At 68.1% G+C, this 25,560-nt stretch carries 27 protein-coding genes; 14 read left to right on the forward strand and 13 right to left on the reverse strand.

Going from position 1 to position 25,560, the window contains the following annotated elements:
* Positions 1–1,665, reverse strand: a 1,665-nt coding sequence (lepA, locus tag C0461_RS03750) for a translation elongation factor 4 (RefSeq protein WP_292104076.1), incomplete at its 3' end; no start/stop codon positions are given.
* Positions 1,666–1,895: 230 nt separating this feature from the next.
* Between lepA and C0461_RS03755 the strand changes: the two genes are divergently transcribed.
* The 5 genes from C0461_RS03755 to C0461_RS03775 all read left to right on the forward strand — a co-directional run bounded on the left by C0461_RS03755 (position 1,896) and on the right by C0461_RS03775 (position 8,688).
* Positions 1,896–3,071, forward strand: coding sequence for an efflux RND transporter periplasmic adaptor subunit (locus C0461_RS03755; RefSeq protein ID WP_292104078.1), 1,176 nt, complete (start codon positions 1,896–1,898; stop codon positions 3,069–3,071).
* Between the two features lie 9 nt (positions 3,072–3,080).
* On the forward strand, positions 3,081–6,167 hold the full coding sequence (locus C0461_RS03760) for an efflux RND transporter permease subunit (protein WP_292104079.1): 3,087 nt from the start codon (positions 3,081–3,083) through the stop codon (positions 6,165–6,167).
* A 369-nt stretch (positions 6,168–6,536) separates the two neighbouring features.
* A complete protein-coding gene (locus C0461_RS03765) occupies positions 6,537–7,073 on the forward strand; it encodes an RNA polymerase sigma factor (protein ID WP_292104081.1) in 537 nt (178 codons plus the stop codon).
* A complete protein-coding gene (locus tag C0461_RS03770; RefSeq protein WP_292104083.1) occupies positions 7,073–7,447 on the forward strand; it encodes a DUF6768 family protein in 375 nt (124 codons plus the stop codon). The genes C0461_RS03765 and C0461_RS03770 overlap by 1 nt, the downstream gene beginning before the upstream one ends.
* Positions 7,448–7,524: 77 nt before the next feature.
* Positions 7,525–8,688, forward strand: coding sequence for an aminotransferase class V-fold PLP-dependent enzyme (locus C0461_RS03775; RefSeq protein WP_292104085.1), 1,164 nt, complete (start codon positions 7,525–7,527; stop codon positions 8,686–8,688).
* 6 nt (positions 8,689–8,694) lie between these two features.
* On the opposite strand, the gene C0461_RS03780 is transcribed toward C0461_RS03775, so the two are convergent.
* The 9 genes from C0461_RS03780 to hppD form a co-directional block, all read right to left on the reverse strand.
* Positions 8,695–9,585 carry a hypothetical protein gene (locus C0461_RS03780; RefSeq protein ID WP_292104088.1) on the reverse strand — a complete coding sequence of 297 codons (891 nt, stop codon included), beginning with the start codon at positions 9,583–9,585 and terminating at the stop codon, positions 8,695–8,697.
* An 83-nt stretch (positions 9,586–9,668) separates the two neighbouring features.
* A complete protein-coding gene (locus tag C0461_RS03785; RefSeq protein ID WP_292104145.1) occupies positions 9,669–10,301 on the reverse strand; it encodes a TonB family protein in 633 nt (210 codons plus the stop codon).
* Between the two features lie 155 nt (positions 10,302–10,456).
* Complete coding sequence (locus tag C0461_RS03790) at positions 10,457–11,464, reverse strand: fumarylacetoacetate hydrolase family protein (RefSeq protein ID WP_292104090.1); 1,008 nt, start codon at positions 11,462–11,464, stop codon at positions 10,457–10,459.
* 41 nt (positions 11,465–11,505) lie between these two features.
* A complete protein-coding gene (locus C0461_RS03795; RefSeq protein WP_292104092.1) occupies positions 11,506–12,171 on the reverse strand; it encodes a hypothetical protein in 666 nt (221 codons plus the stop codon).
* Between the two features lie 91 nt (positions 12,172–12,262).
* Positions 12,263–12,538: a hypothetical protein gene (locus C0461_RS03800; protein ID WP_292104094.1), complete on the reverse strand. Its 276-nt coding sequence runs from the start codon at positions 12,536–12,538 to the stop codon at positions 12,263–12,265.
* Positions 12,529–13,005 (reverse strand): isoprenylcysteine carboxylmethyltransferase family protein, encoded by a 477-nt coding sequence (locus C0461_RS03805; protein ID WP_292104096.1) that lies wholly within the window; start codon positions 13,003–13,005, stop codon positions 12,529–12,531. The genes C0461_RS03800 and C0461_RS03805 overlap by 10 nt, the downstream gene beginning before the upstream one ends.
* A 228-nt stretch (positions 13,006–13,233) precedes the next feature.
* Entirely contained in the window at positions 13,234–14,295 is a 1,062-nt protein-coding gene (locus C0461_RS03810; protein WP_292104097.1) for an isoaspartyl peptidase/L-asparaginase, read from the reverse strand.
* A 169-nt stretch (positions 14,296–14,464) separates the two neighbouring features.
* Entirely contained in the window at positions 14,465–14,647 is a 183-nt protein-coding gene (locus tag C0461_RS03815) for a hypothetical protein (protein ID WP_292104099.1), read from the reverse strand.
* Between the two features lie 13 nt (positions 14,648–14,660).
* Positions 14,661–15,764 carry a 4-hydroxyphenylpyruvate dioxygenase gene (hppD, locus tag C0461_RS03820; protein ID WP_292104101.1) on the reverse strand — a complete coding sequence of 368 codons (1,104 nt, stop codon included), beginning with the start codon at positions 15,762–15,764 and terminating at the stop codon, positions 14,661–14,663.
* A gap of 160 nt (positions 15,765–15,924) precedes the next feature.
* On the opposite strand from hppD, the gene C0461_RS03825 reads away from it, so the two are divergent.
* From C0461_RS03825 to C0461_RS03835, 3 genes are all read left to right on the forward strand, one after another.
* On the forward strand, positions 15,925–16,500 hold the full coding sequence (locus tag C0461_RS03825) for a YqaA family protein (protein WP_292104103.1): 576 nt from the start codon (positions 15,925–15,927) through the stop codon (positions 16,498–16,500).
* Between the two features lie 101 nt (positions 16,501–16,601).
* On the forward strand, positions 16,602–17,150 hold the full coding sequence (locus C0461_RS03830; protein ID WP_292104105.1) for a disulfide bond formation protein B: 549 nt from the start codon (positions 16,602–16,604) through the stop codon (positions 17,148–17,150).
* Positions 17,150–17,710 (forward strand): demethoxyubiquinone hydroxylase family protein, encoded by a 561-nt coding sequence (locus C0461_RS03835; protein WP_292104107.1) that lies wholly within the window; start codon positions 17,150–17,152, stop codon positions 17,708–17,710. Before C0461_RS03830 ends, C0461_RS03835 begins: the two co-directional genes overlap by 1 nt.
* Here C0461_RS03835 and wecC read toward each other — a convergent pair whose 3' ends face one another.
* Positions 17,711–18,982, reverse strand: a complete 1,272-nt coding sequence (gene wecC, locus C0461_RS03840) for a UDP-N-acetyl-D-mannosamine dehydrogenase (protein WP_292104109.1) — start codon at positions 18,980–18,982, stop codon at positions 17,711–17,713.
* Positions 18,960–19,343, reverse strand: a complete 384-nt coding sequence (locus tag C0461_RS03845; protein ID WP_363377500.1) for a UDP-N-acetylglucosamine 2-epimerase — start codon at positions 19,341–19,343, stop codon at positions 18,960–18,962. The genes wecC and C0461_RS03845 overlap by 23 nt, the downstream gene beginning before the upstream one ends.
* Between C0461_RS03845 and C0461_RS03850 the strand changes: the two genes are divergently transcribed.
* A complete protein-coding gene (locus C0461_RS03850) occupies positions 19,314–19,526 on the forward strand; it encodes a hypothetical protein (RefSeq protein WP_292104111.1) in 213 nt (70 codons plus the stop codon). The two genes, C0461_RS03845 and C0461_RS03850, sit on opposite strands and share 30 nt — an antisense overlap.
* A gap of 114 nt (positions 19,527–19,640) precedes the next feature.
* On the opposite strand, the gene C0461_RS03855 is transcribed toward C0461_RS03850, so the two are convergent.
* Entirely contained in the window at positions 19,641–20,663 is a 1,023-nt protein-coding gene (locus tag C0461_RS03855; RefSeq protein WP_292104113.1) for a hypothetical protein, read from the reverse strand.
* A 309-nt stretch (positions 20,664–20,972) separates the two neighbouring features.
* Here C0461_RS03855 and C0461_RS03860 point away from each other — a divergent pair, with 309 nt between their 5' ends.
* The 5 genes from C0461_RS03860 to C0461_RS03880 all read left to right on the forward strand — a co-directional run bounded on the left by C0461_RS03860 (position 20,973) and on the right by C0461_RS03880 (position 25,553).
* Positions 20,973–21,176: a hypothetical protein gene (locus C0461_RS03860; RefSeq protein WP_292104115.1), complete on the forward strand. Its 204-nt coding sequence runs from the start codon at positions 20,973–20,975 to the stop codon at positions 21,174–21,176.
* 95 nt (positions 21,177–21,271) lie between these two features.
* On the forward strand, positions 21,272–22,099 hold the full coding sequence (locus C0461_RS03865; protein WP_292104117.1) for an ABC transporter permease: 828 nt from the start codon (positions 21,272–21,274) through the stop codon (positions 22,097–22,099).
* Between the two features lie 9 nt (positions 22,100–22,108).
* Complete coding sequence (locus tag C0461_RS03870; protein ID WP_292104119.1) at positions 22,109–22,777, forward strand: ABC transporter ATP-binding protein; 669 nt, start codon at positions 22,109–22,111, stop codon at positions 22,775–22,777.
* Positions 22,774–23,910, forward strand: a complete 1,137-nt coding sequence (locus C0461_RS03875; RefSeq protein ID WP_292104121.1) for a hypothetical protein — start codon at positions 22,774–22,776, stop codon at positions 23,908–23,910. Before C0461_RS03870 ends, C0461_RS03875 begins: the two co-directional genes overlap by 4 nt.
* Positions 23,907–25,553, forward strand: coding sequence for a polysaccharide biosynthesis/export family protein (locus C0461_RS03880; protein WP_292104123.1), 1,647 nt, complete (start codon positions 23,907–23,909; stop codon positions 25,551–25,553). Before C0461_RS03875 ends, C0461_RS03880 begins: the two co-directional genes overlap by 4 nt.
* Positions 25,554–25,560: the final 7 nt, after the last annotated feature.

Below are 25,560 nucleotides of genomic sequence, written 5' to 3' on the forward strand. Positions count from 1 at the left end.
GGTCACGTCCTTGCGCAGGGCGCGGACGGTTTCGCGGGCGATGATCTTGCCGCCGATGGCCGCCTGGATGGGGATGACGAACATGTGGGGCGGGATCAGCTCCTTCATCTTCTCCACCATGCCGCGGCCGCGGGTCTCGGCGCGGTTGCGGTGGACCAGCATGCTGAGGGCGTCCACCGGCTCGGCGTTGACCAGGATGTTCATCTTGACCAGATCGCCGGGCTTGTAGCCCGACAGCTCGTAATCGAAGGAGGCGTAGCCCTTGGAGATGGATTTCAGCCGGTCGTAGAAGTCGAACACCACCTCGTTCAGGGGCAGCTCATAGACCACCAGGGCGCGGCTGCCGACGTAGGACAGCTCCACCTGGCTGCCGCGGCGGTCCTGACACAGCTTGATGACCCCGCCCAGATACTCGTCCGGGGTCAGGATGGTGGCCTTGATCCACGGTTCGCTGATCTCGAGGATCTGCATCACGTCGGGCAGGTCGGCGGGGTTGTGCAGGTCGATCTCGGACCCGTCGCGCATGGCGATCTTGTAGACGACCGACGGGGCGGTCGCGATCAGGTCCAGATTGAACTCGCGGCTCAGGCGCTCCTGGATGATCTCCAGATGCAGCAGGCCCAGGAAGCCGCAGCGGAAGCCGAAGCCCAGGGCGGCGCTGGATTCCATCTCGTAGGTGAAGCTGGCGTCGTTCAGGCGCAGGCGGCCGATGGCGGCGCGCAGGTCCTCGAAATCGGCGGCGTCCACGGGGAACAGACCGCAGAAGACCACGGACTGGACTTCCTTGAAGCCCTTCAGCGGCGTGGCGGTGGGGCGCTTCTCGTCGGTGATGGTGTCGCCGACGGCGGCGTGGGCCACTTCCTTGATCTGGGCGGTGATGAAGCCGACCTCGCCGGGGCCCAGCTGGTCCACCGGGGTGTTCTTGGGCAGGAAGACGCCGACCCGGTCGATCAGGTGGGTGGAGCCGTTCTGCATCATCTTGACGCGCATGCCGGCCTTCAGCACCCCGTCGAACACGCGCACGAGCACCACGACGCCCAGATAGGGGTCGTACCAGGCGTCCACCAGCAGGGCCTTGAGTGGGGCGTTCGGGTCGCCTTTCGGGGCGGGCAGGCGGGTGACGATGGCCTCCAGCACGTCCTCGATGCCGATGCCGGACTTGGCGCTGCACAGGACGGCGTCGGAGGCGTCGATGCCGATGACGTCCTCGATCTGTTCGCGCACGCGCTCGGGCTCGGCGGCGGGCAGGTCGATCTTGTTGAGGACCGGGACGATCTCGTGGTTGTTGTCGATGGCCTGATAGACATTGGCCAGGGTCTGGGCCTCCACGCCCTGGGACGCGTCGACCACGAGGATCGAGCCTTCGCACGCGGCCAGCGAGCGCGACACCTCATAGGCGAAGTCCACGTGGCCGGGCGTGTCCATCAGGTTGAGGACGTAATCCAGCCCGTCCTTCGCCTTGTAGGTCAGGCGCACGGTCTGGGCCTTGATGGTGATGCCCCGTTCCTGCTCGATCTCCATGTTGTCGAGCACCTGCTCGCGCATCTCGCGCACGGTCAGGCCGCCGGTCAGCTGGATCAGCCGGTCCGACAGCGTCGACTTCCCATGGTCAATGTGCGCAACGATGCTGAAGTTGCGAATGCGTTCGATCGGCGTCTGGCTCATGACCGCGCCGGTATCACGCCCCCGATGCAGCGCCAAGCGCGGCGCGGCGACGCCCCGGGACCAGCGCCGCGGGGCCGCCGAGAATTAAGATGTCGTAATACAGCCCAAGATCGTTTGAGGACGCCGGTCAAACCGTCTAATCAGCCGGTCTGTCGGTGTCATTTGGGCTCCGGCCTTGCGCGCGCCGCCTCCCCCCTTGCGGCTGTGCGACCAGTTGAAGGAATCATGGCGTGGCGCAGACGACCGCGGCCGAAACCGGCGATCGCCTCAAGACAACCCTGCGCGGCGGAGCGGCCATCCTCGGCGCCTGTGCGCTGCTGGCCCTGGCCGCGTGCGGCGGACATGGCGGCGACGAGGCGGCCGAGGGCGAAGAGGCCGGCGGCGGCGCCTCGTCCCAGACGGTGACCGTGGCCGTGGCCACGACCCAGGATCTGGCGCGCACCATCACCGCCTCGGGCACCGTCAACGCGTGGGAAGAGGTGCCGGTGGGCGCCGAGGCCGGCGGCCTGACCGCTACGGCCGTCTATGTGGATGAAGGCGCCTATGTGCGTCAGGGCCAGGCCCTGGTGCAGCTGAACGACGCCCTGTTGCGGGCCCAGCTGGCCCAGCAGGAGGCGGCGGTGGCGTCAGCCGAGGCCAATGCCGAGCGCGAGAACGCTGAACTGGGCCGCGCCCGCGAGCTGCGCGAGCGGGGCTTCCTGGCCCAGGCGTCCCTGGACCTGGCCATCTCCGAGCAGCGCGCAGCCGAGGCCCAGCTGGCCTCGGCCCGGGCGTCCCTGTCCGAGACCCGGACGCGATTGAACCAGAGCACCATTCGCGCGCCGGTGGCGGGTCTGGTGATCAGCCGCAGCGTCACGCGCGGCCAGATCGTTTCAGCCGGGACCGAGCTGTTCCGCATCGTCCGCGACGGGCGGCTGGAGCTGGACGCCCGGGTGCCGGAGACCGAGCTGGGCCTGATCCAGGCCGGCCAGACCGCGACGGTGACCTCCGACGGCGTGGGCTCCGCCACCGGCCGCGTCCGCATCGTGACGCCGGAAGTGGATTCCCAGACCCGTCTGGGCGTCGCGCGCATCGCCCTGACCGGCAACACCGGCCTGCGCCCCGGCATGTTCGCCCGCGCCGCCATCGACGTGGGCGCCAGCCCGACGGTGACCGTGCCGACGCCGGCCATCCTGTACCGCGAAAACCGCGCCGGGGTTTATGTGGTCGGAGCCGAGAACCGCGTCACCTTCCAGCCGGTTGAAATCCTCGCCCGGACCGACGAACGCAGCTCTGTGGATGGCTTGCCTGAAGGCGCCCGCGTGGTGGTTCAGGGCGCCGGCTTCCTGGGCGAAGGGGATCGCGTGAGTCTGGCCCAGCCCGCGCGGGCCCCCGCCCCCGCCCCCGCCGCGCCTGCGGCTGAATAGGGCCGCGCCATGAACCAGATCTCCTCCTGGTCGATCAAGAACCCGATCCCGATCATTCTGCTGTTCATCATCCTGACGCTGGCGGGATCGATCAGCTTCGCCGGGATGCGGATCAACAACAATCCGGACATCGACTTCCCGCTGGTGGCCGTCAGTGCGGCGCGCCCCGGCGCGGCGCCGGCCGAGATGGAGGTCCAGGTCACGCGCCTGATCGAGGATTCGATCACCTCCCTGTCCGGCGTGCGGCGCATCTATTCCAATGTGGGCGACGGCTTTTCGTCCACCACCATCGAATTCGAGCTGGGCACAGACACCGAGCGCGCCACCAATGACGTGCGCAACGCCATGTCCGGGCTGCGCGCCGACCTGCCGCAGGACATGCAGGAGCCTGCGGTCCAGCGCATCGACATCACCGGTGACGCCCTGATCACCTATGTGGTCCGTTCGCCGACCATGAGCCCGGAAGAGCTCAGCTGGTACGTGGACAACACGGTCAGCCGTGAACTGCTGGCCGTGTCCGGCGTGGGCGAGGTGAACCGTCAGGGCGGGGTGGACCGGGAGATCCGGGTCCAGCTGGATCCCGACCGTCTGGCCTCCTACGGCGTGACAGCGGCCGCAGTCAGCCAGGCCCTGGGCAGCGTCAACTCCGACCTGCCCGGCGGACGCATCACCGTGGCGGGCTCCGAGCGCGCCATCCGCACCCTCGGCTCGGCCGGCTCGGTCGAGCAGCTGGGCGAGACCCTGATCCCCCTGTCGGGCGGCGGCGCCGTGCGCCTGCGCGATCTGGGCGCGGTCGAGGACAGCTGGACCGAACCGCGCCGCATGGCCCGCTTCAACGGCCAGGAGGTGGTGACCTTCAACTTCCTGCGCTCGCGCGACGCCTCCGAGGTCCGGACGGCCGAACGGGTGCGGGAGGCGGTGGCCCGGCTGGACGAACAGAACGACGACGTCTCGATCGAGCAGATCAGCGCCGATGTCGAATACATTGAGGAAAGCTATCTGGCGTCCATCGAGGCGCTGCTGCTGGGCGCCGCCCTGGCGGTGGTGGTGGTGTTCGTGTTCCTGCGGGACTGGCGCGCCACTCTGATCGCGGCGACGGCCATGCCCATGTCGATCATCCCGACCATGTTCATCCTGGACCTGACGGGACAGTCGCTGAACGGGGTCACCCTGCTGGCCCTGTCGCTGACCATCGGCATCCTGGTGGATGACGCCATCGTGGAGATCGAGAACATCGTTCGACACATGAGGGGCGGCAAGAAGCCTTACGAGGCCGCTATGGAAGCGGCGGACGAGATCGGCCTGGCCGTCGTGGCCACCACCGCCACCATCATCGCCGTGTTTGCGCCCACCGGCTTCATGCCCGGCATCGTGGGCCAGTTCTTCAAGGCCTTCGCCATCGCCTCCTGCGTCTCTGTAGGCTTCTCGCTGCTGGTGGCGCGGACGCTGACGCCGCTGATGGCCGCCTACATGCTGAAGCGCGACGCCGACCATGTGGACAAGGATCCGTTCTGGATGCGTCGTTACATCCTTGCCCTGGCCTGGGTGCTGGGCAACCGCTGGAAGGCGTTCGGAATGGGTACGGGGCTGTTCATCGGTTCCCTGTTCCTGATTCCCATGCTGCCATTCGAGTTCCAGCCGTCGGGCGACCGCTCGCGCGCCTCGTTCTCGGCCGAACTGCCGCCCGGGTCGACGCTGCTTCAGACCGACGCCATCGTCCAGCGCATGACCCGCGACCTGCGCGAACGTCCGGAGGTCCTCTCGGTCTATGCCTCCATCGGCGGTTCGGAGCCCCGCCAGGCGTACATTTACGCCGACCTCGTCCAGCCTGGCCGCCGATCCATGACGCAGCAGGAATTCGCCCGCGAAATGGTGGATGGCTGGGATGCCATCCCCGGCGCCCGCATCGGCGCAGGCATCGCCCAGCAGGGTGGCGGACCCAGCGACGGCACCAGCTACACCTTCTCGATTCTCAGCGACGACGGCGAGGCCCTTCAGGCCGCCGCCCGCCAGATCGAGGCGGACATGCGAGGGGTGCCGGGTCTGGCCAATGTGGTGAACACCGCCGCCATCGCCCGGCCCGAGATCCTCGTCACGCCGCGCGGTGACCAGGCCGCCATGATGGGGGTGTCCACCGGCGCCATTTCCCAGACCATCAGGGTGGCGACCCTGGGGGACGTGGAGCAGAACCTGCCCAAGTACAATCTCGGCGATCGCCAGATCCCCATCCGCCTGCTTCTGACCGAAGACGCGCGTGGAGATCTCTCGGTGCTGGAGACGCTGCAGGTGCCCACCAGCACCGGGGCCAGCGTGCCCCTGTCGTCGGTGGCCGACATCCGCTTCGGCGCCGGGCCGTCGCAGATCACACGCCAGGATCGCGCCCGGGTGGCCACCATCACCGCCGAACTGGACGGGATCCGAACGGGCGAGGCCGCCCAGCGGGTGCAGCAGCTGGACTCGGTGCAGAATCTGCCGGCGGGGGTGCGCCAGACACCTGCAGGCGACGCCGAATTCATCCAGGAAATGCTGACCGGCTTCACCATCGCCTTCGCGACGGGCCTGCTGCTCATGTATGCGGTGCTGGTGTTGCTCTTCAAGAGCTTCGCGTATCCGATCACCATCATGACGGCCCTGCCGCTGGCCATCGCGGGCGCGTTTGCGGCCCTGCTCCTCGCCGGGTCCAGCTTCTCGATCTCTTCGCTGATCGGCATCCTGATGCTGATGGGCATCGCGGCCAAGAACTCGATCCTGCTGGTTGACTACATCATCATCGCCGAACAGGAGGGCATGAGCCGCTATGACGCCATCATGGATTCGGCGCACAAGCGGGCCCGCCCGATCATCATGACCACCTTCGCCATGGGCGCCGGCATGCTGCCGGTGGCCGCTGGCTGGGGCGCCGACGTGGAGTTCCGCTCGCCCATGGCCATCGCGGTGGTCGGCGGGCTGATCTCGTCCACCTTCCTGTCACTGCTGTATATCCCGGCGATCTTCACCATCGTGGACGACTTCGCGCGCTTCATCCGTCGTCTGCTGGGCAGGAAGCGGGAGGACGAGGTTCCGCGAGGGCAGCAGCAGCCTCTGCCGGCGGAGTGACGCCGCCGCCTGTCTGCTCCTGAGGGGGCGGGCGGCGACGCGCCGGGGGCGATCCGCATCCGTTGCGCGGGTCTGAATTCCAGGTGGAGACTTGGAAAGGCGGAGCTGCGCCGCCGCCTGATCCCGTATTTCCCCGGCCCAATGCCTTGCCACGCAAGGAGCGGGCGCGAGAATCATCGCTTTTCCCGCCCCTTCCCTTTCGGCCGCCGTATAATGTCGTCGGCGGCAGCGAGGAGGGCCGATTTCAGACAATTCAGACAATTCAGACCCTGTTTTTTTCGGCTCCGGAGTCTGAAATCCGGACCCGGTCGGTGAACCTTTCCGCCCGCCTGCGCGACTATGGTCGTGAAAGCGCAACGGGGGCTGTCCTTGCCGATATCCGAACTTGATCGCGTCCATGACGAACTGCTGGTTGTGCTGGTCCAGGCCGGCGACCGCCTGGCTGGCGAGCGCCTGGCCGCCCGCTGGCAGCCGCGTCTGCTGCGCGCCGCCCGTCGCATCCTGCGCAGCGAGGATCGCGCTCGGGACGCGGTCCAGGACGCCTGGACCTCGATCTTTCGCGGCGTGGCGCGACTGAAGGACCCTGCCGCCTTTCCGGCCTGGGCCTTCGGCATCCTGAACCGCCGCTGCGTCGACCGCATCCGGGGCGACAGCCGCCGCGCCGAAGAGGCAGTCGACGTGGATCAGGTTCCCGTCCCGCCGCGGGCCGCGACCGAGGGACTGGACCTCGTTCGCGCCCTGGCCGCCCTGGACCACGATCACCGCACGGCTGCGGTCCTGCACTTCTGCGAGGGGCTGACCCTGACAGAGGTCGCCGCCGCGGTCGGCGTGCCCGTGGGCACGGCCAAGTCCCGCATCTTCCACGCCCGCCGCCGGCTCAAGGCGGCTCTGACCGGAGACACCTGATGACCCAGGACACTGACCGCCTGCGCGCCGCCCTCGAAGCGGATGACGAGGCCTTCCTCAACAGTCTGGAGAAGGAGCGCGGCCTGTTCGCCCAGATCGGCGAGACCTTTCGCGGCCCCATGCGGGCCATGACCGTGGCCGCCAATGTGGCGGTCCTGATCGCCACGGCGGTGGGGCTGTGGGCCGTCTGGAAGATGTTCGGCGCGGCCTCGACCCGCGAGCTGATCCTGTGGGCCGGCGCCGCCTGGGCCGCCTGGACAATGCAGATCGGCATCAAGCAATGGATCTGGTCCCGGGTGAACACCCTGTCGATCCTGCGCGAGATAAAGCGCATGGAGGTGCGCATGGCCGCCCTGGAGGCGCGCCTGCGGTGAGGCGTGAGGCGAGGCTTGAGCGGGGCCGGGCGGAGGGATAGGGCTAGGCACGCCCTTCCTCCGCGCGCGAGTCGATCATGAGCTACAAGCCCCTGTTCTCCCGCGCCCTGGGCGCCGACCCCAGACGGCTGCATTTCGCGGCGCACAGCCATCACCTGTGGCCTGACGCCAGCTTCGACGGCCAGGTGCGGGCCTGGGCCGAGGCCAACCGCCACGCGGACCGCAAGTGGGAACTGATCTTCGACGAGGTGATCCCGGAGGCCCAGGGCCATGTGGCGCGCGAACTGAATCTGCCCTCGCCCGACACCGTTGTGTTCGCCCCCAACACCCACGACTTGCTGGTCCGCATCGTCTCGGCGGTGGAGAAGAACCCGGTCCGCATCCTGTCCACTGACGGGGAGTTCCATTCCTTCCGCCGCCAGGCGGCGCGCTGGGAGGAGGCGGGCGAGGCGGTCGTGACCCGCGTGCCTATCGCCCCCTTCGACACCTTTCCGGACCGCTTTCTGGAAGCGGCGCGCGCCGGCGGCCACGACCTGATACTGGTCAGCCAGGTGTTCTTCCGCACCGGCTGGATGATCCAGGTGTTCGACGAGCTGGCGGGCCTGGCCGCCCCCGAAGGGCCATGGGTGGTGGTGGACGGCTACCACGGCTTCATGGCCGCCCCCACCGATCTGTCAGCGGTCGCGGACCGGGTGTTCTATGTCACCGGCGGCTACAAATACGCCATGTCCGGCGAGGGCGCGGGCATTCTGCATGCGCCCGCCGGCTTCGGGCCGCGGCCGGTGGTGACGGGCTGGTTCGCCGAGTTCGGCGATCTGCAGGGTCCGCCGGGCGGGGTGGGCTACACCACCGACGCCGGCCGGTTCTGGGGGGCGACCTTCGACTCCACGCCCCTGTACCGCTTCAACGCCGTGCGCCGGATGCTGGACCATGAGGGTCTGACCACCGGGAATGTGGCCGCCCATGCGCGGACGCTGCAGGTCCAGTTCGCCAAGGCTGTCGCCGCCGGGCGGTGCGGTCGCCTGAAGGAGGCCGGGCTGCTCAATCCGGTGCAGGGCGACGGGCCCCGGGCCCGCTTCCTGGCGTTCCGCCACAAGGACGCCCAGGCGTGGAAAGCGCGGCTGCAGGACGTGAATGTGATCACCGACGTGCGTGACGACGTGCTGCGCTTCGGCTTCGGCCTGTATCAGGACGAGAACGACGTGGAGCGTCTCATCGAGGTCTGCCGCCGCGTTCTGTGACGCGTCTCAGAAGAAGGTGGCGTCTTCCTGCTTCTCGGCGCGGGGGGCTTCACGCGGCGTCGTTGGGCGGGACGGCGCGGGGCGGGGAGTCGTAGCGCCTTCGGCGGGCTCGTTCCGGGGCGCGGGATCAACAGCAGAATCGGTCGGCGCCTCGGTCGACGGCGGAATGGACGGCAGGTCGCCCAGCTCCGGATAGGGCAGCGGTTCGGGCGCGAAGTCTTCCTCACGGGGCGTTCCGGGGGCTGATGTCTGGTCCGGCGCGTCCAGGTCGTCGCGGATGAAGGCCCAGGAGCGCGGGTCCGAACAGGCGCAGGCCTTCAGGTAGCCCTCCCGATCCCGCCACAGGATCAGCGGATAGCCCGCCCCCACCCCCTGGCCCCGCAGCATGCCGTTCAGCCTGCCGATGAAGTCGCGCCCCGCCTGGACCACGGCGCGGCGCGCCAGATTGCCGTCCGCGCTGGGGATGCCGGCCGCCGTCCAGTTGCGGCTGGGGGTGGCTGTCCAGCGCTCATAGAGGGTCCAGTCGCGGCTCAGCCAGATCTCGGCCACCGTAGCCCGTTCGGCGGCGGTGGATTGGGCCAAGCCCTCGCGGTCCGGCCGGGCGAAGACGATGATGCGGGGCTCGACCCCCGCCGCGCGCAGCTTGGGGAACTCCTCACGCTCATAGCGCTGGGCCGCGGCGCTGTCGCGCCAGGCCACCATGTAGAGCGGCTCGCCGCCCCCGCCCGCCGAGATCCATGAGGCTTCGTCCAGCAGGCGCTGGATCTCGGCCTGGTCCCGCTGGATCACCACCGGCTGGAACCGGGCGTAGAAGTTCCAGTAGGCCCAGTACCCGCCTCCGGCGAGCCCAAGACCGATGATCAGCGCCAGGGCGCTCCAGACCAGAAATCGACGCATGGGCAGCGGTCCCCCCTTCAAGGCTTGGCCTTATAGCGCGGGAATGAGCAAAAATCAGGCCGGACCCGCGGTGGGGGAGTTTGTCACCGCATGCGCCAGTTGATTGGCATCTGGATCAGCGCCTCGCCATATGGTCGATCGTCCACAGTCAGGGGCGTCATGCGAAACTCCTGAGCGAGAGCGGCCGAGGCCGCCCCAAAACCGTGACCCTCAGGGCTTTCCGACAAGATGATGCAGTCTTCCACCCGGCCGTTCACGGCGACGCGGCACTGCACCAGAGCTTCGCCGTCAATGCCGTTCTCCGCCGCGAAGCTTGGATAGAGGCGGGCAAAATCTAAGCGCGTTGGTCGGCGTATCCAATCAGGATTGGTGAGCACGGATCCGTCCGGGGGCGGCCAAGCTGTGGATTGCCCGCAGTCGGAAAGCACCTGAGCCAACACAGCGGGGTTGGACGGCGCGCCGAGCTCGTAGCGATGGCGCGGTCCTTCATCGGGTGTGAGACTGATCACGGCAGATCTGCCGTTGACGAAGCTGGAGGAAAGGCGGCCGGGCTGGCGGGCGAACAGGACGGCGCCGTCTTCCGACAGGCGCCAACGTTGCCCGTTGGGTTCAGTGTCACCCAAGGTCACGTCCACGGCGACATGGGGCTGAGCCACCGGCTGACCGAGGGTCATCACGACGTCGAGGTTCCTGCCACGGGTGCAGCGGGCGATCATCTGCACGCCCGAGGGCCATTCAGCTGAGGCAGCGACAACGTTGCGCGGGGCATCCGCTACAGGCGCCCATGTCTGGGCATGAACGGTCCCAGCCACACTGGACAATGCAGCGGCCGTGAAGACCCACAGGCTTCGTGCAAAAGCCAAGGCCTTCATCACACCGTCTCCACCACCTGCTCGATGGCTCCGAAGATGGTGTGGCGGGCGTCGTCCAGCATTTCGATGCGGACGGTGTCGCCATGCTTGAGGAAGGGGGTTTCGGCCTTGCCGCGCAGGATGGTCTCGACGGTGCGGACCTCGGCGATGCAGGAGTAGCCCAGGCCGCCGTCGCTGACGGGCTTGCCGGGGCCGCCGTCCGAGTCGCGGTTCGACACCGTGCCGGAGCCGATGATGGAGCCGGCGACCAGGGTGCGGGTCTTCGCCAGATGGGCGATCAGGGTTCCGAAACAGAAGGTCATGTCGACCCCGGCATCGGCCTTGCCGAAGGGCTGGCCGTTCAGGGTGACGGTCAGCTCGCCGTTCAGCTTGCCGTCCTTCCAGCGGTCGCCCAGGGCGTCGGGGGTGACGAAGACGGGCGACAGGGCGCTGGCGGGCTTGGACTGGACGAAGCCGAAGCCCTTGGCCAGTTCGCCGGGGATCAGATTGCGCAGGGACACGTCGTTGACCAGGCCGATCAGCCGGATGTGGCCCAGCGCCTCCTCGCGGGTCACGCCTTGTGGCACGTCGCCGGTGACCACCACGATCTCGGCCTCCAGGTCGCAGCCCCAGGCCTCGTCCTTCAGCGGAATGGGGTCGCGGGCGCCCAGCATGGAGTCCGAGCCGCCCTGATACATCAGGGGATCGGTCCAGAAGCTCTCGGGCATCTCGGCGCCGCGCGCCTGACGCACCAGGGCCACGTGGTTCACATAGGCCGAGCCGTCGGCCCACTGATAGGCGCGGGGCAGGGGGGCGGCGGCGTCCCGTTCGTGGAACCGGCCGCGGGGCACGGCTTCGTGCTCGAGGCTTTCGGCCAGGGCGCGCAATTGCGGTTCACAGCGGTCCCAGTCGTCCAGCGCCGCCTGTAGCGTCGGGGCGATGAGGAAGGCGTCGGTGAACCAGTTCAGGTCGTTGGAGACGACCACGAGGCGGCCGTCGCGGCCGTGCTTGAGCGATGCGAGTTTCATGCCTCAGGCTTAAAGCCCGCGCGCCCCGATGGGAAGGCGGGTCAGCACAGGTTCGCCCGGGCGCGGCGCAGCTCACGGAGCCGCGCCTCCTTGTCGCGCCAGTGGTCAGCGAAGGCGTGGATGGCCGCGCGCAGGCGCTCGATCTCGGCGCGGCGGTCCGGGGCGGGCGGGGCGTGGTCGTCCTTTGCGTGGGCGCCGGGCTTGTCGCGGTGGCCAGTCTCGCTGCCCTTGCTCGCGTCCCCGCCGCCCGCGTGGACCACGAGCCTGCCGGTGTTCACGACGACCAGCTCGGAGGCGCGCGCGCGCCGGGTCTCGCCGTGTTCCGGGCCATGGCGGGGCCCAGGCTTGTCCGGCCCGGGGTCCAGCACGTCACGGATCGACGCGGACGGCCCTGACACGCCGTCGGCCAGGGCCAGGGCGCCGCCGAGGCGCCGGTCGAGAACGCTCAGGAGGCCGCGCGCCCGGGCGTGGACCTCGTCGCGCGAGGCCTTCAGGGCCGCCTCGGCCGCCTTGCGCACCTCGTTGTAGAGGGCGTCGCAGGGGTCCCTGGGCTTCGGCCCCATCTGCTCGCGGGCGTACCAGCCGCACAGCAGGGCGAGCAGCAGCAGGAGCAGGAACAGCAGCAGGATCACAGGCGGGACGCTGAGGAACAGGTCGGCGTCGGACGGGTAGGCCGCAGCGGGGGCGTCGAACTCCGACGGATACATGGCTGACCCTCCCTCCTTAAGCCCCGCCATCTTGGCCAAGCGTGGCCGCGAGGCAATCGAAAAGGTTAACGCCGGTCCGCGAACGAGGGTCTCAGGATTCTGACGCCTCCCTGGTCAGGGTGGCGCCGGCCTCGGCGCCCAGGCCGGCGCGAGGATCGCGCACCTCCACCTCGACGCGCACGGCGCCGGGCGGGTCGTGGGCCCAGATGTAGCGGCGCTCGATCTCCACCTCGCGGCCCGAGGGGGCGAAGCCGGTGAAGCTGTCGCCCCAGGGGGTGATGCGGGTCAGCTCGGGCCAGGACAGGCCGCAGGCGGCGTCCAGCTCCTCGATGGCCATGGCCGAGAGCTCGTCGTCGTTCACAGCCATCGGCGCACCTTGTCCGTGTAGGCGCTGTAGGGGACGCCGAACTTGCGCTGCAGATAGGCCTCCTCGCGGACGATGACGAAGCGGTCGATGACGATCAGGCAGGGCAGGATCATGGCCGCGGCCAGCGGGCTGTCGAGGCCGATGGCCAGGCCGGCGTAGATGATGGTGAAGCCCACATAGATCGGGTTGCGGCTCAGGGCGTAGATGCCGTTCGTGACCAGCGCCGTAGAGGGCTTCCACGGCTCCACCGCCGTGCCCGCGCGCCGGAACAGGCCCGCCGCCCAGCCCTCGACGACCAGGCCCGTGACGATCAGCACAAGGGCGGCGCCGCGCCGCCACAGGTCCGGCAGGCCCATGGAGGGCTCGCCGATCAGATTGCCCAGGGTCCAGCCCCCCGCCAGAAAGGCGAGGAAGATGATGGGGGGCGGGGCGATGACGCCGGGGATGTCGCGGGGTTCGGAGGTCATGGCGTCAGGATATCGCTCGGCTCGCGTTGGAGGAAGTTTCAGACTCGGGGCGCGAAAAACAGGGTCTGAATTGTCCGAATTGGCTGAAATCAGACCCTGATTTCGGATTCGGCGCCGAAAAAACAGGGTCCGAATTGTACGAATTGTCCGAAATCGCCAGTCTTGTCCCTGAGGCGCCTCGGCCATTGTAAGGCGCCGGGAAGGAGCGGGATCAAATAAATCCGGCGCTCAGTCCTCGTCGCCGTAGATGGCCACGCGGGCCTCGGCAGCCGAGGATACGGCGCCCCGGTACATGCCCGAGGTGTTGAGGCTGAAGACCGCGTTCCCCTCGATATCCAGGGCGATGACGCCGCCGTCGCCGCCCAGTTCACCCACCTGTGCGATTTCCGCGTCCGCAGCGGACTGGAGGCCGGCGCCGCCCGCCGTGCGCGCGCAGATGTCCCGCGCGACCGTGGCGCGGATGAAATATTCGCCCGAACCGGTGGCGGAGACCGCGCAGCCGTCGATGTTGGAGGCGTAGGTGCCGGCGCCGATCACCGGCACGTCGCCGACCCGGCCCCAGCGCTTGGCGGTCATGCCGCCGGTGGAGGTGGCGGCCGCCAGCCGTCCTTCGGAGTCCAGGGCCACGGCGCCGACCGTGCCGAATTTGCGCTCGTTCAGGGGCGGGGCGGGCAGGTTGGCCTGCGCCTCGGCGGAGGGCGCGCCTGCGGGGCGTTCGGGAACGGGCAGCCCCTGCGCCTCAAGCGCGCTGACCAGACCCCGCCAGCGGCGCTCGGTGAAGAACCAGGACGGGTCCACCTGCTCCAGATTCTGTTCGACGGCGAAGGCGTCGGCGCCCTGGCCGATCAGCATGACGTGGGGGGATTGCTCCATGACCGCACGGGCCAGGGCCACGGGATGGCGGGTGCGGGTGACGCCCGCCACGGCGCCCAGATTGAGGTCTGTCCCGTCCATGACGGCCGCGTCCAGTTCATTGGCCCCGGCGGCGGTGAAGACCGCGCCGCGCCCGGCGTTGAACAGGGGATCATCCTCCATCAGCTGGATGGCCGCCTGGACCGCGTCCAGGGCCGAACCGCCGCTGCGCAGCACCGCCGCGCCCGCCTCCAGCGCCGTGGACAGGGCCGCGCGATAGGCCGCGTCCTGTTCAGGGCTGAGGTCGGCCCGCTCGATCACGCCCGCGCCGCCGTGGATGGCCAGGGACCATTCGGCACGCTCCTGGGCCTCGGCCGTACCGGCGAGCAGGGCGAGGCTGATGATCGCTGCTGTGGCGACAGAGGTGATGGTTTTCATGTGAAGAGGTCCCTCATTGCTTCCCCGCCGTCATCACCGGGCTTGTCCCGGTGATCCATACGCTCCGAGCCTGCAAGGCGAGCAGGGGGCGACCTGAACATCCCACCTTCTGCTTGTCAAAGCGCGCATATGGATGGCCGGGACAAGCCCGGCCATGACGATCGCGGGGTCAGCCCCGGCCCGCGCGCCAGCGCCAGACGCGGCCGATGAGCCAGGGCAGGAAGCCCACGACGAGCCCGATCAGCACCAGCTCCCAGTAGCCGGCGCGGGGCAGCAGGGCGTAGGCGGCCAGAACGGCCAGGCCCGCCAGCGGCGGGCCCAGCCAAGGCAGCCATCGGGGCGGCGTCCTCACCGCCGGGCCTCGATCAGGCGTCCACCTTGATGACGCCGCGCCGGATCTGGTCCAGTTCGATGGAGTCGAACAGGGCCTGGAAATTGCCCTCGCCGAAGGCCTGGTTGCCCTTGCGCTGGATGATCTCGAAGAAGATCGGGCCGAAGGTGTCCTGGGTGAAGATCTGCAGCAGCAGGCCGTCCTCGTCCGACCCGTCGATCAGGATGCGGTTCTTGCGCATGCGCTCCACGTCCTCGCCGTGACCGGGCAGGCGTTTGTCGATCAGGTCGAAATAGGTCTCGATCGTATCCTGGAAGGGGATGCCGCGACGCTTCATCTCCTCGACGGTCTCGAAGATGTTGTCGGTGGCCAGGGCGATGTGCTGGATGCCCTCGCCGTTGTAGCGGCGCAGGAACTCCTCGATCTGGGAGTTGTCGTCCTGGCTCTCGTTCAGGGGGATGCGGATGGCGCGGTCGGGCGCGATCATGGCCTGGGACAGCAGGCCGGTCGCCTTGCCCTTGATGTTGAAATATTTCTGCTCCTCGAAGGCGAAGACGTCGCCGTAGAAGCCCGACCAGGTGCGCATCTGGCCGCGGCGCACATTGTGGGTCAGGTGGTCAAGGCAGAACAGGCCGACCGAGTTCCTGGCCTCGGCCTCCCGCCAGCCCTCGATCTCGTCCCAACCGTCGTAGAGCGAGCCGGCCTCGCCGTATTTGTCGACGATGTAGAGCAACGAGCCGCCGATGCCCTGGAGCACATAGGGATAGCCGCCGCCCAAGGCGCCGCCGTCGTGGCCCTCGGCCGGTTTGGCGCCGCGCGACACCGCCCCCTCGAAGGCCGCTTTCGCATCGCGGACGCGGAAGGCCATGCCGTTGGCCGAGGGGCCGTGTTCGGCCGCGAAGTCGCCGGCCTGGCCCTTCGGGCTGCGGTGGACAAGCATGGTGATGTCGCCCTGCTTCAGCCGGACAACGTCATTAGCGGGGTTCACGTGGGTCGGGGTGAAGCCCATCAGCTCCAGGCGAGCCTTCATGGCCGCCGGATCGGGGCCGGTGAACTCGACGAATTCGAAACCGTCCACGCCCAGCGGGTTCTCGGCGTCCAGAGCCTTGGCTGCATCGGTTTGAGGGGCGTCGTGCATGGGTCTTCTCCCTGAGATCCGGATATCCTGTCGGCATGCGCGCCGCAGGGATTTGGCCCGGAACCTAATCATCCGCGCCCCGGTCGCCAAGCGCTGCGGCCCCGATCAGGGTCCGGATCAGGGTAAGACGCCCTCAATCAAGCCGTGATAGGGCCAGTCGATGCTGCGCAAACTGTATCACTGGACCCTGCGCCTGGCCGCCCATCGGCGGGCGGTTCCGGCGTTGGCCGCCGTGTCCTTCGCGGAGGGCGCCTTCTTTCCCGTGCCGCCCGACGTGATGCTGGCCCCCATGGTGCTGGCCCGCCCCGACCGGGCCTATGTCTATGCGGCGATCTGCACCCTCGGCTCGGTGCTGGGCGGGATCGCCGGCTACCTGATCGGCTATTTTCTCGAACCCGTGGGCCTGTGGCTGCTGGGCGCAATGGGCAAGGCCGATGTCTTCGCGGCCAGCCAGGCGACCTTCAACGAACACGGAGTCTGGGCCGTGGCCATCGGGGGATTCACGCCGCTGCCCTACAAGGTGGTGACCATCGCCTCGGGCATCTTCGGGTTCAGCTTCCCCCTGTTCATCCTGCTGTCCGTGCTGACGCGGGGCGCGCGCTTCTTCATGGTGGCCTTCGTGGTCAGGACGTTCGGCCCGGCCATGCTGGCGGTGGTGGAGCGGCGCCTCCTGACCTTCACCGTCATTGGGGCGGCCCTCATGGCGGCGGGCTTCGCAGCGGCGGCCCTGCTCTGATCCGCGCATCCGGGTCGGCTTTGACCGGCGCCCGATTCCCGACAGGCAGCGGAATCGCGAAAGCGATTCCCCTTCAACCCATCTGGCTCTAGAACAACGCCATGCTGAGCGCCTATCGCCTGATCACCCGCTGGTGGACCGCCTTCGCCCTTGCGGCGTCCCTGGGCATGCTGGGCGCGGCGCACGCCTTTGAACGCTATGCGGGCCTGGCGCCCTGCAACCTCTGCCTCAAGCAGCGCGAGGTGTTCTGGGCCGCCGTGGCCATCGCCTTGCCGGCCACCCTGTGGGCCGTGTTCAGCCGGGCCAGCCGGGGCACGCCGCGCATCGCCGCCTTCCTGCTGGCCGCCGTTTTCGCCACGAGCGCCGTCACGGCCGGTTTCCACGCAGGCGGGGAGTTGGGCTGGTGGTCGCTCCCGGCCATGTGCATGGGCGGCGGCGCGGTGGGCCTGGAGGCGCTGACCGCCCTGGCCATGGGCACGGCGCCCGAGACCCGGCCGGTCATGTGCGACGCGGTGGTGTGGAGTTTCCTGGGCCTGTCCATGGCGGGGTGGAACACCCTGCTCTCGGCCGGACTGGCCGGGTTCAGCCTGGTGGCGGCCAAGCGGCCCAAGGACGCCCGGGCGCCGAAGATCACCCCGGAGAAACGCTGATGACCCGACGCATTCCCCTGCCGCGCCCCGGTCGCGGGGCTCCCGCCGCCCGTCTGGCCGAGATGCTGCGGGTGGACCACGCCGGCGAAATGGCCGCGGTGCAGATCTATCGCGGCCAGAAGCGGGTGTTCGAGGCGGCGGGCCGCTCGGGCATCGCCGCCGACATGGCGCGCATGGAGGGCGAGGAGGACGTGCACCTCAAGCGCTTCGAGGCGCTGCTGACCGAGAAACAGGTGCGGCCGACCCTGATGACGCCGGTCTGGCGGCTTGCGGCCTATGGTCTGGGCGTCGGCACGGCCCTGATGGGGGAGAAGGCCGCCCATGCCTGCACCGAGGCGGTGGAGAGCGTGATCGGCGAGCATTATGGAGACCAGGCCGAGGAGATAACGGACCGCGATCCGGAGATGGCGGCCCAGTTCCGCCAGTTCCGCGACGAGGAGCTGGCCCACCACGACCACGCCATCGCCGAAGGGGCGCACGAGGCGCCCGCCTATCCGGTGCTGAGCGCGGTCATCAAGGCGGGCTGCCGCGCCGCTATCCGGATCAGCGAAAAGGTGTGATCAGGCCCACAGGCCGCAGGCGTCGATGACGTGGGCGTCCGGGCGCGTGACCTTGCGGAAGTCGGCGTGGGGGACGAGGGCCAGGACCACCGGCTGGGCCAGGGCCTCATCCTGACCGACCGTCTCCAGACCGTGCTCGGGCGGAATCATGTCGGCGTAGGGATCGGTGCAGACGACCCGGCCGGGATAGAGCGCTGACAGGGCCTTGGCGATGTTCAGGGAGGGGCTTTCGCGGAAGTCGTCCACGTCCGCCTTGAAGGTCATGCCCAGACAGCCCAGCCGCAGGCTCGGGTCCAGGTCCATGATTTCGCAAACCTTCTCGATGACGAAGCGGGGCTTGCCGTCGTTGACCAGACGGGCTGTGCGGATCAGACGCGCGGTCTCGGGCGCCTGGGCCACGATGAACCAGGGATCCACGGCGATGCAGTGGCCGCCCACGCCGGGACCCGGCGTCAGGATGTTCACCCGGGGGTGATTGTTGGCCAGCTTGATGATCTCCCAGACGTTCAGGCCCAGCTCGTCGCAGACCAGCGACAGCTCGTTGGCGTAGGCGATGTTCACGTCCCGGAACGCGTTCTCGGCCAGCTTGACGAACTCGGCCGAGCGGTCATCCGTGAGCAGAATGTCGCCCGAGGTCATGGTGCGGTACAGGGCGGCGGCCCGGCGGGCGGCGCGGGCTGTGACGCCGCCGACCACCCGGGCGTTGCTTTCAAGCTCGCGCAGGGTGCGGCCGGGAATGACCCGTTCGGGGGAATAGGCCACGTCGATGTCGCCCTCGTTCCGCTCCGAGGGCCCGACCGCCACCTTCAGGTCCGGGCGAAGCTCCGCGATGCGTTGGGCGACCTGGCTGGTGGCGCCCACCGGCGAGGTGGACTCCAGCACCACCAGGGAGCCCTTCACCAGCCGGGGCGCGATGGCGTCCACGGCGCTGAACACCGAGCTCAGGTCGGGATGATTGAAGTCGCCGGTCTTGGTGGGGGTGGGGACGGTGATCAGATAGGCGTCGGCCTCGGGCGCCTCATTGACAGCGCTCAGGGACTTGCTGGCCGTCACCGCGGCCAGAAGCAGGTCCAGGCCCGGCTCGACCAGGTGGCTGCAGCCCGCGTTAACGGACGCCACCACCTCGGGCTTGATGTCATAGCCGATGACCTGGTGCCCGGCGCGCGCCAGGACGGCGGCGGTCGGCAGGCCGATGTAGCCCAGGCCGACGACCGCCACGGTCATGCGTTCCTGGGTTTCGGGCTGGAAGTCAGCGTAGATGGTCAGCGGCATCAAGCAGTCCCTGTACGATGCGTCGGCTCGCCTGGCCGTCGCCGTATGGATTGTCGGCTCCGCTGCGCGGAGGGCGGATCAGAGCGTCTAACACCCCTGACACGATACGGTTCGGGTTCGTACCGACCAAATATGACACTCCCGCCTCGACCGCCTCGGGCCGTTCGGTCACGTCGCGCATGACCAGAACAGTCTTGCCCAGGGAGGGCGCCTCTTCCTGTACCCCGCCGGAATCCGTCAGGATCACCTGGCATCTGTCCATCAGATAGACGAAGGACTCGTAATCGACCGGTTCGATGAGGTGAACCCTGGATGATCCCCCCAATAGCTCATGAACCTGACCCTTGCGTTTGATGACCACTACGTCCTGTCGCCGACCATCCGTTTCCACCGGGGCGACATCGACTATGCCGTCAACCGTCTGGGCGAGAAGGGCACGCCGGTCGAGCAGGGCTTCGAGTACAATTCAGGCTCGAATGAAGTGTTCCTGACGCCGGAGCAGATCGTCGAGTTCAACCGCGCCGCCCTTGCGCGGGGCGCCTGAGCCTTCGGTCCAGCCCGGACGGGCCTGACGCCTCAAGCCGCCGAAATCCCGGCCCGGCTGGACAGGATCCAACCGGGCCGTTTTCGGTCTGGCGCCTCCGCGCCTGAAGAAGGCTCAGGCCGCGGGCTTGATGAACTCGAGATGGTACAGGGAGGACGGGTTGAAGATGTTGCCGATGGCGGCGAAGTCGTATTCCCGGCGCACCACGCGGATTTTCTTGTTGCGGTAGGCCTGGCTGATGATGCTGGTCAGGTTGATGTTGTAGTCCAGCCGCCAGGACCACCAGGCCGCGTTCTCCAGCTGGCGCCGGGCGCTGAAGACGTCCTGGGCGTTCAGCTTGCCCAGGTCCTCGAAGAACGAGCCGTCCTTCTGCTTGCGTCGGGTGATCAGAATGGGATCCCGTTGCCAGCCGGTCGGTTCGATGTGCACCAGGGTCACCTTGGCGCCGAGCTTGTGCAGCATGTCATAGAGCTTCGGGTCGATCAGATCGACTTGTTCGATGGAGTGCCGGGTGAAAACCAGCACATGGCCCTGGGCCTCCTTGAGGAAGGAGATGTCCGGCTTGCGATAGTCGAAGCTGTGCGCGTGATAGTCGATGACGCCGTCATGGGCGGCCAGGCGTTTGGCGGCCTCCTGCCCCTCATCGGTGTATTCGGCGCCATGGTAGGCGATGGTTCTGGAGCGCGTCCTGCCCAGCCCCACGTAGAGCTGGAACAGATTGACCGACCAGCCGCTGCCCAGCTCGACGATGGCGGTGGTGTCCGGCCGAACGCAGCCCATCAGATACCGGATCGGGCTGATGGTGGAGGTCGAGTAGCGCCCGGCGATGACGTCCGGATAGTGGAAATTGTCGTCGTAGGTGCGGTCGATGGCCCCCAGGATGGCCTTGCCCAGCGGCTGCACCAGTTCGCGGGTCCGATAGAAATGGTTGGGATCCTTGCGGCCGATGTCCAGTTCGCGCAGGTCGGCCAGGAAGGTGGCCAACTGGTCGTCGGGACGCCGGGTGATGAACTCGTCGATCTTGTCCGAGATCTTCTGCCAGGCGACGCCCTGACTCTTCTTGGTCCTGCCTTTGGGCGCCGGAGCGGGCGTCGCCGTCGGGCTGACCTGGGGCGTCGGGTCGATGGTCTCAGTCACGAACGTCTCCAGCATGTGGATGGGGCGAAGGGCTTGCAGGGGCGGCGCCGGTCAGGTCGTGAGCCCGCCCGGCGGCGGCGCCCGACGAGAAACGGGGGTATCCGTACGGCGTGGTCATGGCGCGTGCGCGTTTTCCATACGGAAGCGGCCTCCCGCACCCCTTCAACCGTTGAAGCTGTAGTTTAGCGCTTCCTCGCGCGTCAAGAACGGCGGGCAGGAGAAGTCCCGGGCCGGGCGGAAAATTCGCCTCGCATCAGCGCCCTTTACCCTGTATCTCCGCCTCGTCTCGCAATCCAGCAGAGGGATATCATGGCGCGCTTTGTCGAGCTTACCCACGAAAACGGCACCCAACTGTCCGTGAATGTGGATCTGATCGTCTCCTTCGCCCCCCTGGGCGGCGACACCCTGCGCGGGACGGTGATCAGCTTCGGCTACGGGGCCGGCGAGAAGAACATGACCCGCAACGTCCGGGTCGTGAACCCGTACGAAGAGGTGGTCGCCAAATTCTCGTAGAGCTGCTGAACCTGACGGATGGCTGCCGCGCCAAGGATGTGGTTGCAAGCACGTCCGCCCCGTGCATCCTGAGCGAAACCCACAGGCGGTTCTGAATGGTGCTGACGGATCGGTTCAGGGATGACTTGCGGCAGGTTCAGGACGCCGGTCTGTCCAGCCTGCGCACTGTTCACGGCCTGCTCCTCCGCGAGTCCCGCACCCGTTACGGCCGTCGCTCGGCCGGTTATGTCTGGGCGTTGATTTCGCCCATGATCCTGCTGGTGGTCATGATGGTCGTCTTCAGCGCCATCGCGCGCCCGGCCGGAGCGGGCGAAAGCTTGGTGGTGTTCTTTCTGACCGCCATCCTGCCCATCTTCTTCGTGCGCAACGGCGTCACGCGGGGCGGGAACGCCATCCGGTCCAACCGGGTGCTGATGCAGTATCCCCAGGTGAATGCTTTCGAGGTGATCACCGCGCGCACCCTGCTGGAGGCGCTGACCTACTTCATCGTTCTGGTGTTGTTCGTCCTGATCATGTTCGCCTTCTTCGGCCTGCCGTTCACCGCCTGGATCGACCAGCCGCTGCCCATGCTGCAGGCGGGCGGAACCCTGCTCCTGCTGTGCTACGGGGCGTGTTTCCTGAGTTCGCAGATCGGGCGCGCCTTCGATCCCTGGAACGAGCTGACCGGCCCGATCGGGCGCATCCTGCTGCTCACCTCGGGGCTTTGGTTCACCCTCGGCAGCCTGCCGCCGGAATTTCTGGCGATCGTCCAGTACAACCCGCTGGCGCACGTGGTCGAGTGGATCCGCGACGCCTCCATCCGCGATTTCCAGAGCGAGCTCTACAATCCCTGGTATCCGCTCTCGATGGGGGTACTCTTCCTGGCCGCCGGCCTGTTCATCGACTGGCTCTACCGCATCAGCGGTTATGACCTGCAGCCCTGAGCCCGCGCCATGATCGAACTCATCGACGTCGAGAAGTCCTATCGCACCCGGTTCGGCAGGCGCCCGGTCATCCGGCCCACCAACCTGGTGTTCTATCGCGGATCGTCCACGGCGGTGCTGGGCCTGAACGGCGCCGGCAAGTCCACCCTGCTGCGCCTGATTTCGGGCGTCGAGCGGCCTGATCGGGGCGAAATCCGGCGTTCAGTCACCGTGTCCTCGCCGCTTGGGCTGACGGGAGCGTTCCACCGCACCATGACCGGCGCGGAGAACCTGAAGTTCGTCTGCCGGATTTACCGCAAGGACGTGGACGAGGTCACGGCATTCGTGCGCGAGTTCGCCGAACTGGGCCCCTATTTCCATGAGCCGATCGAGAGCTATTCCTCGGGGATGAGATCGCGGCTGTCCTTCGCACTCAGTCTGGCGGTGGACTTTCAGGTGTATGTGATTGATGAAGGATTGAGCGTGGGCGACGCCGCCTTCCGCAGAAAGGCGCAGGAAGCGTTCGCCGAGCGGCGGGCGCGGTCCGACATCATCATGACGTCTCACAGCATGTCGACGATTCGCGAATTCTGCAGCCGCGCCGTGGTCATGGACCGGGGTGAGGCGGTGCCGTTCGAGAGCCTGGATGCGGCGGAGGATTACTACATGGAAATCGTGGCCAGAGGGCGCGCCGCATGACCACCATCGAGGTTCCGGTCAACCAGGGTCTGGACAAAACCCGCCGCAGACGGACGATCCTGGCTCGCTCGGCGATCCTGTTCATCCTGGGGCCGACAATCCTTTACGCCCTGTATCTGATCCTGCTGGCGCCCGCCCAGTATCAGACCTCCACCTCTTTCGCCGTGCGCGGCGCAGAGGCGGCGCCCATGGACGCCCTGGGCGTGCTGGGCATCTCGGCCCCCACGTCCAACACCCTGGATGCGCGAATCGTGGAGGAGTACATCCGGTCTCACGCCATGGTGGAGGGCCTGCGCGAGCGGTACGCGTTCGACGACGCTTACGCCCGCTTCAGCCTGGATCCCCTGTCGATCCTGCCGCCGGGCGCGAACCGCGAGCGCGCCACCCGCTTCTGGCGCGACAAGGTGCGGGTGCGCCACGACCCGGCGTCCCAGTCCGCCCATGTGGAGGTCAGCGCCTATACGCCGGAAGACTCCCTGCGGCTCAGCCAGGGCGTGCTGACCCTCAGCGAGGAGCTGGTCAACCGCATGTCGGACCGGGCCATGACCGATCTGATCGAGGCCGCCGAGCGCGAGATCGAGCGCAAGCGGGAAGCGTATGAGGCCGCCCGGGACCGCCTTGCGGAATACCAGGGCCAGCGTTTCTCGGGCGTGGATGTCGCCACTCCGGCCCAGCAGGCCATGGCCCTGGTGGGCAGTCTGGACAGCCAGCTGGCCCAGAAGCGCACCGAACTGGCCACCATGAGCCAGACCTACCAGCCCGACGCGCCGCAGCTGACCGGCCTGCGCCGCGAGATCGCCGCCCTGGAGGCGGAGCGCGCCCGCGCGGTGCAGCGCGCCATGTCCACGCCGGGCGAACAGGCCTCGGGTCGCCAGATCGAGGCCCAGGCGGTGCTGATGGACTATGAGTTCGCCCAGCAGGGCTATACGACGGCTCTTCAGGCTGCGGAAAGCGTTCGTCGCCAATCCATCAACGACCGCAAATACGTGGTCGCCTATGTGCCGCCCCGCGAACCGGAGCAGTCCAACTGGTGGCGGCGTCTGGGCAACGTCTTCGCCGTGCTGATCGGTTCGGCCCTGCTCTGGGGCGTCGGCGCCCTCATCTATTCGATCATTCGGGATCACATGGAATGACCGGTTCTCGCTTGCTGAAGATCGCGGCCCTCGTCGCCGCCCTCGTGGCGCCGGCCGGCCTGGCCCAGGCCCAGACCGGCGCGGCGGCGCCCACGCGCACGGCGCCGGAGCAGGCCGCACCGCAGGGGCCCGAGGCCCTGGTCATCCAGGAACGGCGGGGCGTGCGCCCGCCGCCGCTGGGGGCCGACATGTTCGGGGGCGAGGCGCCCCAGGCCTCCTCTGCGGTGGTGGATCCCGATTACATCCTGCAGTCGGGGGACACGGTCCAGGTCACCCTGTGGGGCATGGTGGAGGGGAGCCACGAGCTGACCATCGACGCCCAGGGCAATGTGGTGGTGCCGGGCGTCGGCCCGATCCGGCTGGCAGGCGTGACGGCGTCCCAGGCCCCCGCCGTGGTCGAACGCGCCAGCCGCCGCATCTACAACGAAGGCGTCCAGGTCTACGCCACGCCCATAACGACGGCATCGACCCGGGTTCTGGTCACCGGTCCCGTCGAGCAGCCCGGCGCCTTCCCCGGAGCCTCGGACGACGCCCTCATCGTCTACCTGCAACGCGCAGGGGGCATCGATCCCACCCGCGGCAGCTATCGACGCATCCGGGTGCTGCGCGGAGGCGAGGTGATCGCTCGCGCCGATCTTTATGATTTCCTGCGTGAGGGCGTGTTGCCGCGCATCAGCTTCCGCACCGGCGACGCCATCGTGGTGGAGGAGCAAGGCTCCATCGTCTCGGTCAGCGGCGACGTGCGCGCGCCCTTCACCTTCGAACTGGCGGGCCAGACCGGCCAGGGCGGGGAACTGATGCAGTTCGCCCGTCCCCAGCCCGGCGCGACCCATGCGGCCGTGTTCGGCGTGCGTGACGGCCAGCCCATCAGCGCCTACATCCCCCTGAACCAGTTTTCGGCCTTCACCCTGATGGACGGCGACAGGGTTCAATTCGAATCCGACTCCAGGCCCGCCAATGTGCTGGTGCGGGTCGAGGGCGCCCATGGCGGCCCCTCGGTCTTCACCGAGGTGCGGGGAACGACGGTGGCCCAGATCCTGTCCCAGGTGGCCATCGACGCGGACGCGGACATGGAGTCCATCCACCTGCGCCGACAGAGCGTGCGCGAGGCCCAGCGCCAGACCCTGAACGAAGGGCTGGAGCGTCTGGAGCGCACGGTGCTGCTGTCGCCCGCGCGGTCACCGGCCGAGGCCCAGTCCCGTGCCACCTCGCTGGCCTTTGTGACCGAATACATCCAGCGTGCCCGTCAGGTGGAGCCGCTGGGCATCCTGGCCCTGTCCGGACAGGACCTGAATCAGGTGCGGGTGGAGACCGGCGATGTGATCGTCATCCCGCGCCGCTCGCAGGTGGTGACCATCGCCGGCGAGGTGAACGCGCCCCAGTCGATCCTGGCCCAGTCCGGCCAGCCGGTGTCCGGCTATGTGCGCGCCGCAGGCGGCTACACTTCGCGCGCCGACCGCCGCAACGTGCTGGTGTTCCGTCAGGACGGCCAGCTGCGCGAGGGCGGTCGGGCCATGCCCGGCGACCGCATCCTGGTCATGTCGAAGCCGGATTCCACCCTGTTGCCGTTCCTGCGCGACCTGACCCAGACCATCTTCCAGATGGCCGGCGTGCTGGTGGCGGTTGACCGGTTCAGCGACTAGACAGAAA

Source organism: Brevundimonas sp. (assembly GCF_013823285.1).
Classification (GTDB): domain Bacteria; phylum Pseudomonadota; class Alphaproteobacteria; order Caulobacterales; family Caulobacteraceae; genus Brevundimonas.

Excerpts from the sequence above, each read along its gene's own strand:
- C0461_RS03810 (WP_292104097.1), bottom strand. The coding sequence starts at position 14,295 with ATGAAAACCATCACCTCTGTCGCCACAGCAGCGATCATCAGCCTCGCC.
- C0461_RS03790 (WP_292104090.1), bottom strand. The coding sequence starts at position 11,464 with ATGAAACTCGCATCGCTCAAGCACGGCCGCGACGGCCGCCTCGTGGTC.
- wecC (WP_292104109.1), bottom strand. The coding sequence starts at position 18,982 with ATGCCGCTGACCATCTACGCTGACTTCCAGCCCGAAACCCAGGAACGC.
- C0461_RS03760 (WP_292104079.1), top strand. The coding sequence starts at position 3,081 with ATGAACCAGATCTCCTCCTGGTCGATCAAGAACCCGATCCCGATCATT.
- C0461_RS03870 (WP_292104119.1), top strand. The coding sequence starts at position 22,109 with ATGATCGAACTCATCGACGTCGAGAAGTCCTATCGCACCCGGTTCGGC.
- C0461_RS03780 (WP_292104088.1), bottom strand. The coding sequence starts at position 9,585 with ATGCGTCGATTTCTGGTCTGGAGCGCCCTGGCGCTGATCATCGGTCTT.
- C0461_RS03825 (WP_292104103.1), top strand. The coding sequence starts at position 15,925 with ATGCTGCGCAAACTGTATCACTGGACCCTGCGCCTGGCCGCCCATCGG.
- C0461_RS03865 (WP_292104117.1), top strand. The coding sequence starts at position 21,272 with ATGGTGCTGACGGATCGGTTCAGGGATGACTTGCGGCAGGTTCAGGAC.
- hppD (WP_292104101.1), bottom strand. The coding sequence starts at position 15,764 with ATGCACGACGCCCCTCAAACCGATGCAGCCAAGGCTCTGGACGCCGAG.
- C0461_RS03850 (WP_292104111.1), top strand. The coding sequence starts at position 19,314 with ATGAACCTGACCCTTGCGTTTGATGACCACTACGTCCTGTCGCCGACC.
- C0461_RS03880 (WP_292104123.1), top strand. The coding sequence starts at position 23,907 with ATGACCGGTTCTCGCTTGCTGAAGATCGCGGCCCTCGTCGCCGCCCTC.
- C0461_RS03835 (WP_292104107.1), top strand. The coding sequence starts at position 17,150 with ATGACCCGACGCATTCCCCTGCCGCGCCCCGGTCGCGGGGCTCCCGCC.
- C0461_RS03770 (WP_292104083.1), top strand. The coding sequence starts at position 7,073 with ATGACCCAGGACACTGACCGCCTGCGCGCCGCCCTCGAAGCGGATGAC.
- C0461_RS03805 (WP_292104096.1), bottom strand. The coding sequence starts at position 13,005 with ATGACCTCCGAACCCCGCGACATCCCCGGCGTCATCGCCCCGCCCCCC.
- C0461_RS03830 (WP_292104105.1), top strand. The coding sequence starts at position 16,602 with ATGCTGAGCGCCTATCGCCTGATCACCCGCTGGTGGACCGCCTTCGCC.
- C0461_RS03800 (WP_292104094.1), bottom strand. The coding sequence starts at position 12,538 with ATGGCTGTGAACGACGACGAGCTCTCGGCCATGGCCATCGAGGAGCTG.
- C0461_RS03875 (WP_292104121.1), top strand. The coding sequence starts at position 22,774 with ATGACCACCATCGAGGTTCCGGTCAACCAGGGTCTGGACAAAACCCGC.
- C0461_RS03785 (WP_292104145.1), bottom strand. The coding sequence starts at position 10,301 with ATGATCGCCCGCTGCACCCGTGGCAGGAACCTCGACGTCGTGATGACC.
- C0461_RS03775 (WP_292104085.1), top strand. The coding sequence starts at position 7,525 with ATGAGCTACAAGCCCCTGTTCTCCCGCGCCCTGGGCGCCGACCCCAGA.
- C0461_RS03860 (WP_292104115.1), top strand. The coding sequence starts at position 20,973 with ATGGCGCGCTTTGTCGAGCTTACCCACGAAAACGGCACCCAACTGTCC.
- C0461_RS03795 (WP_292104092.1), bottom strand. The coding sequence starts at position 12,171 with ATGTATCCGTCGGAGTTCGACGCCCCCGCTGCGGCCTACCCGTCCGAC.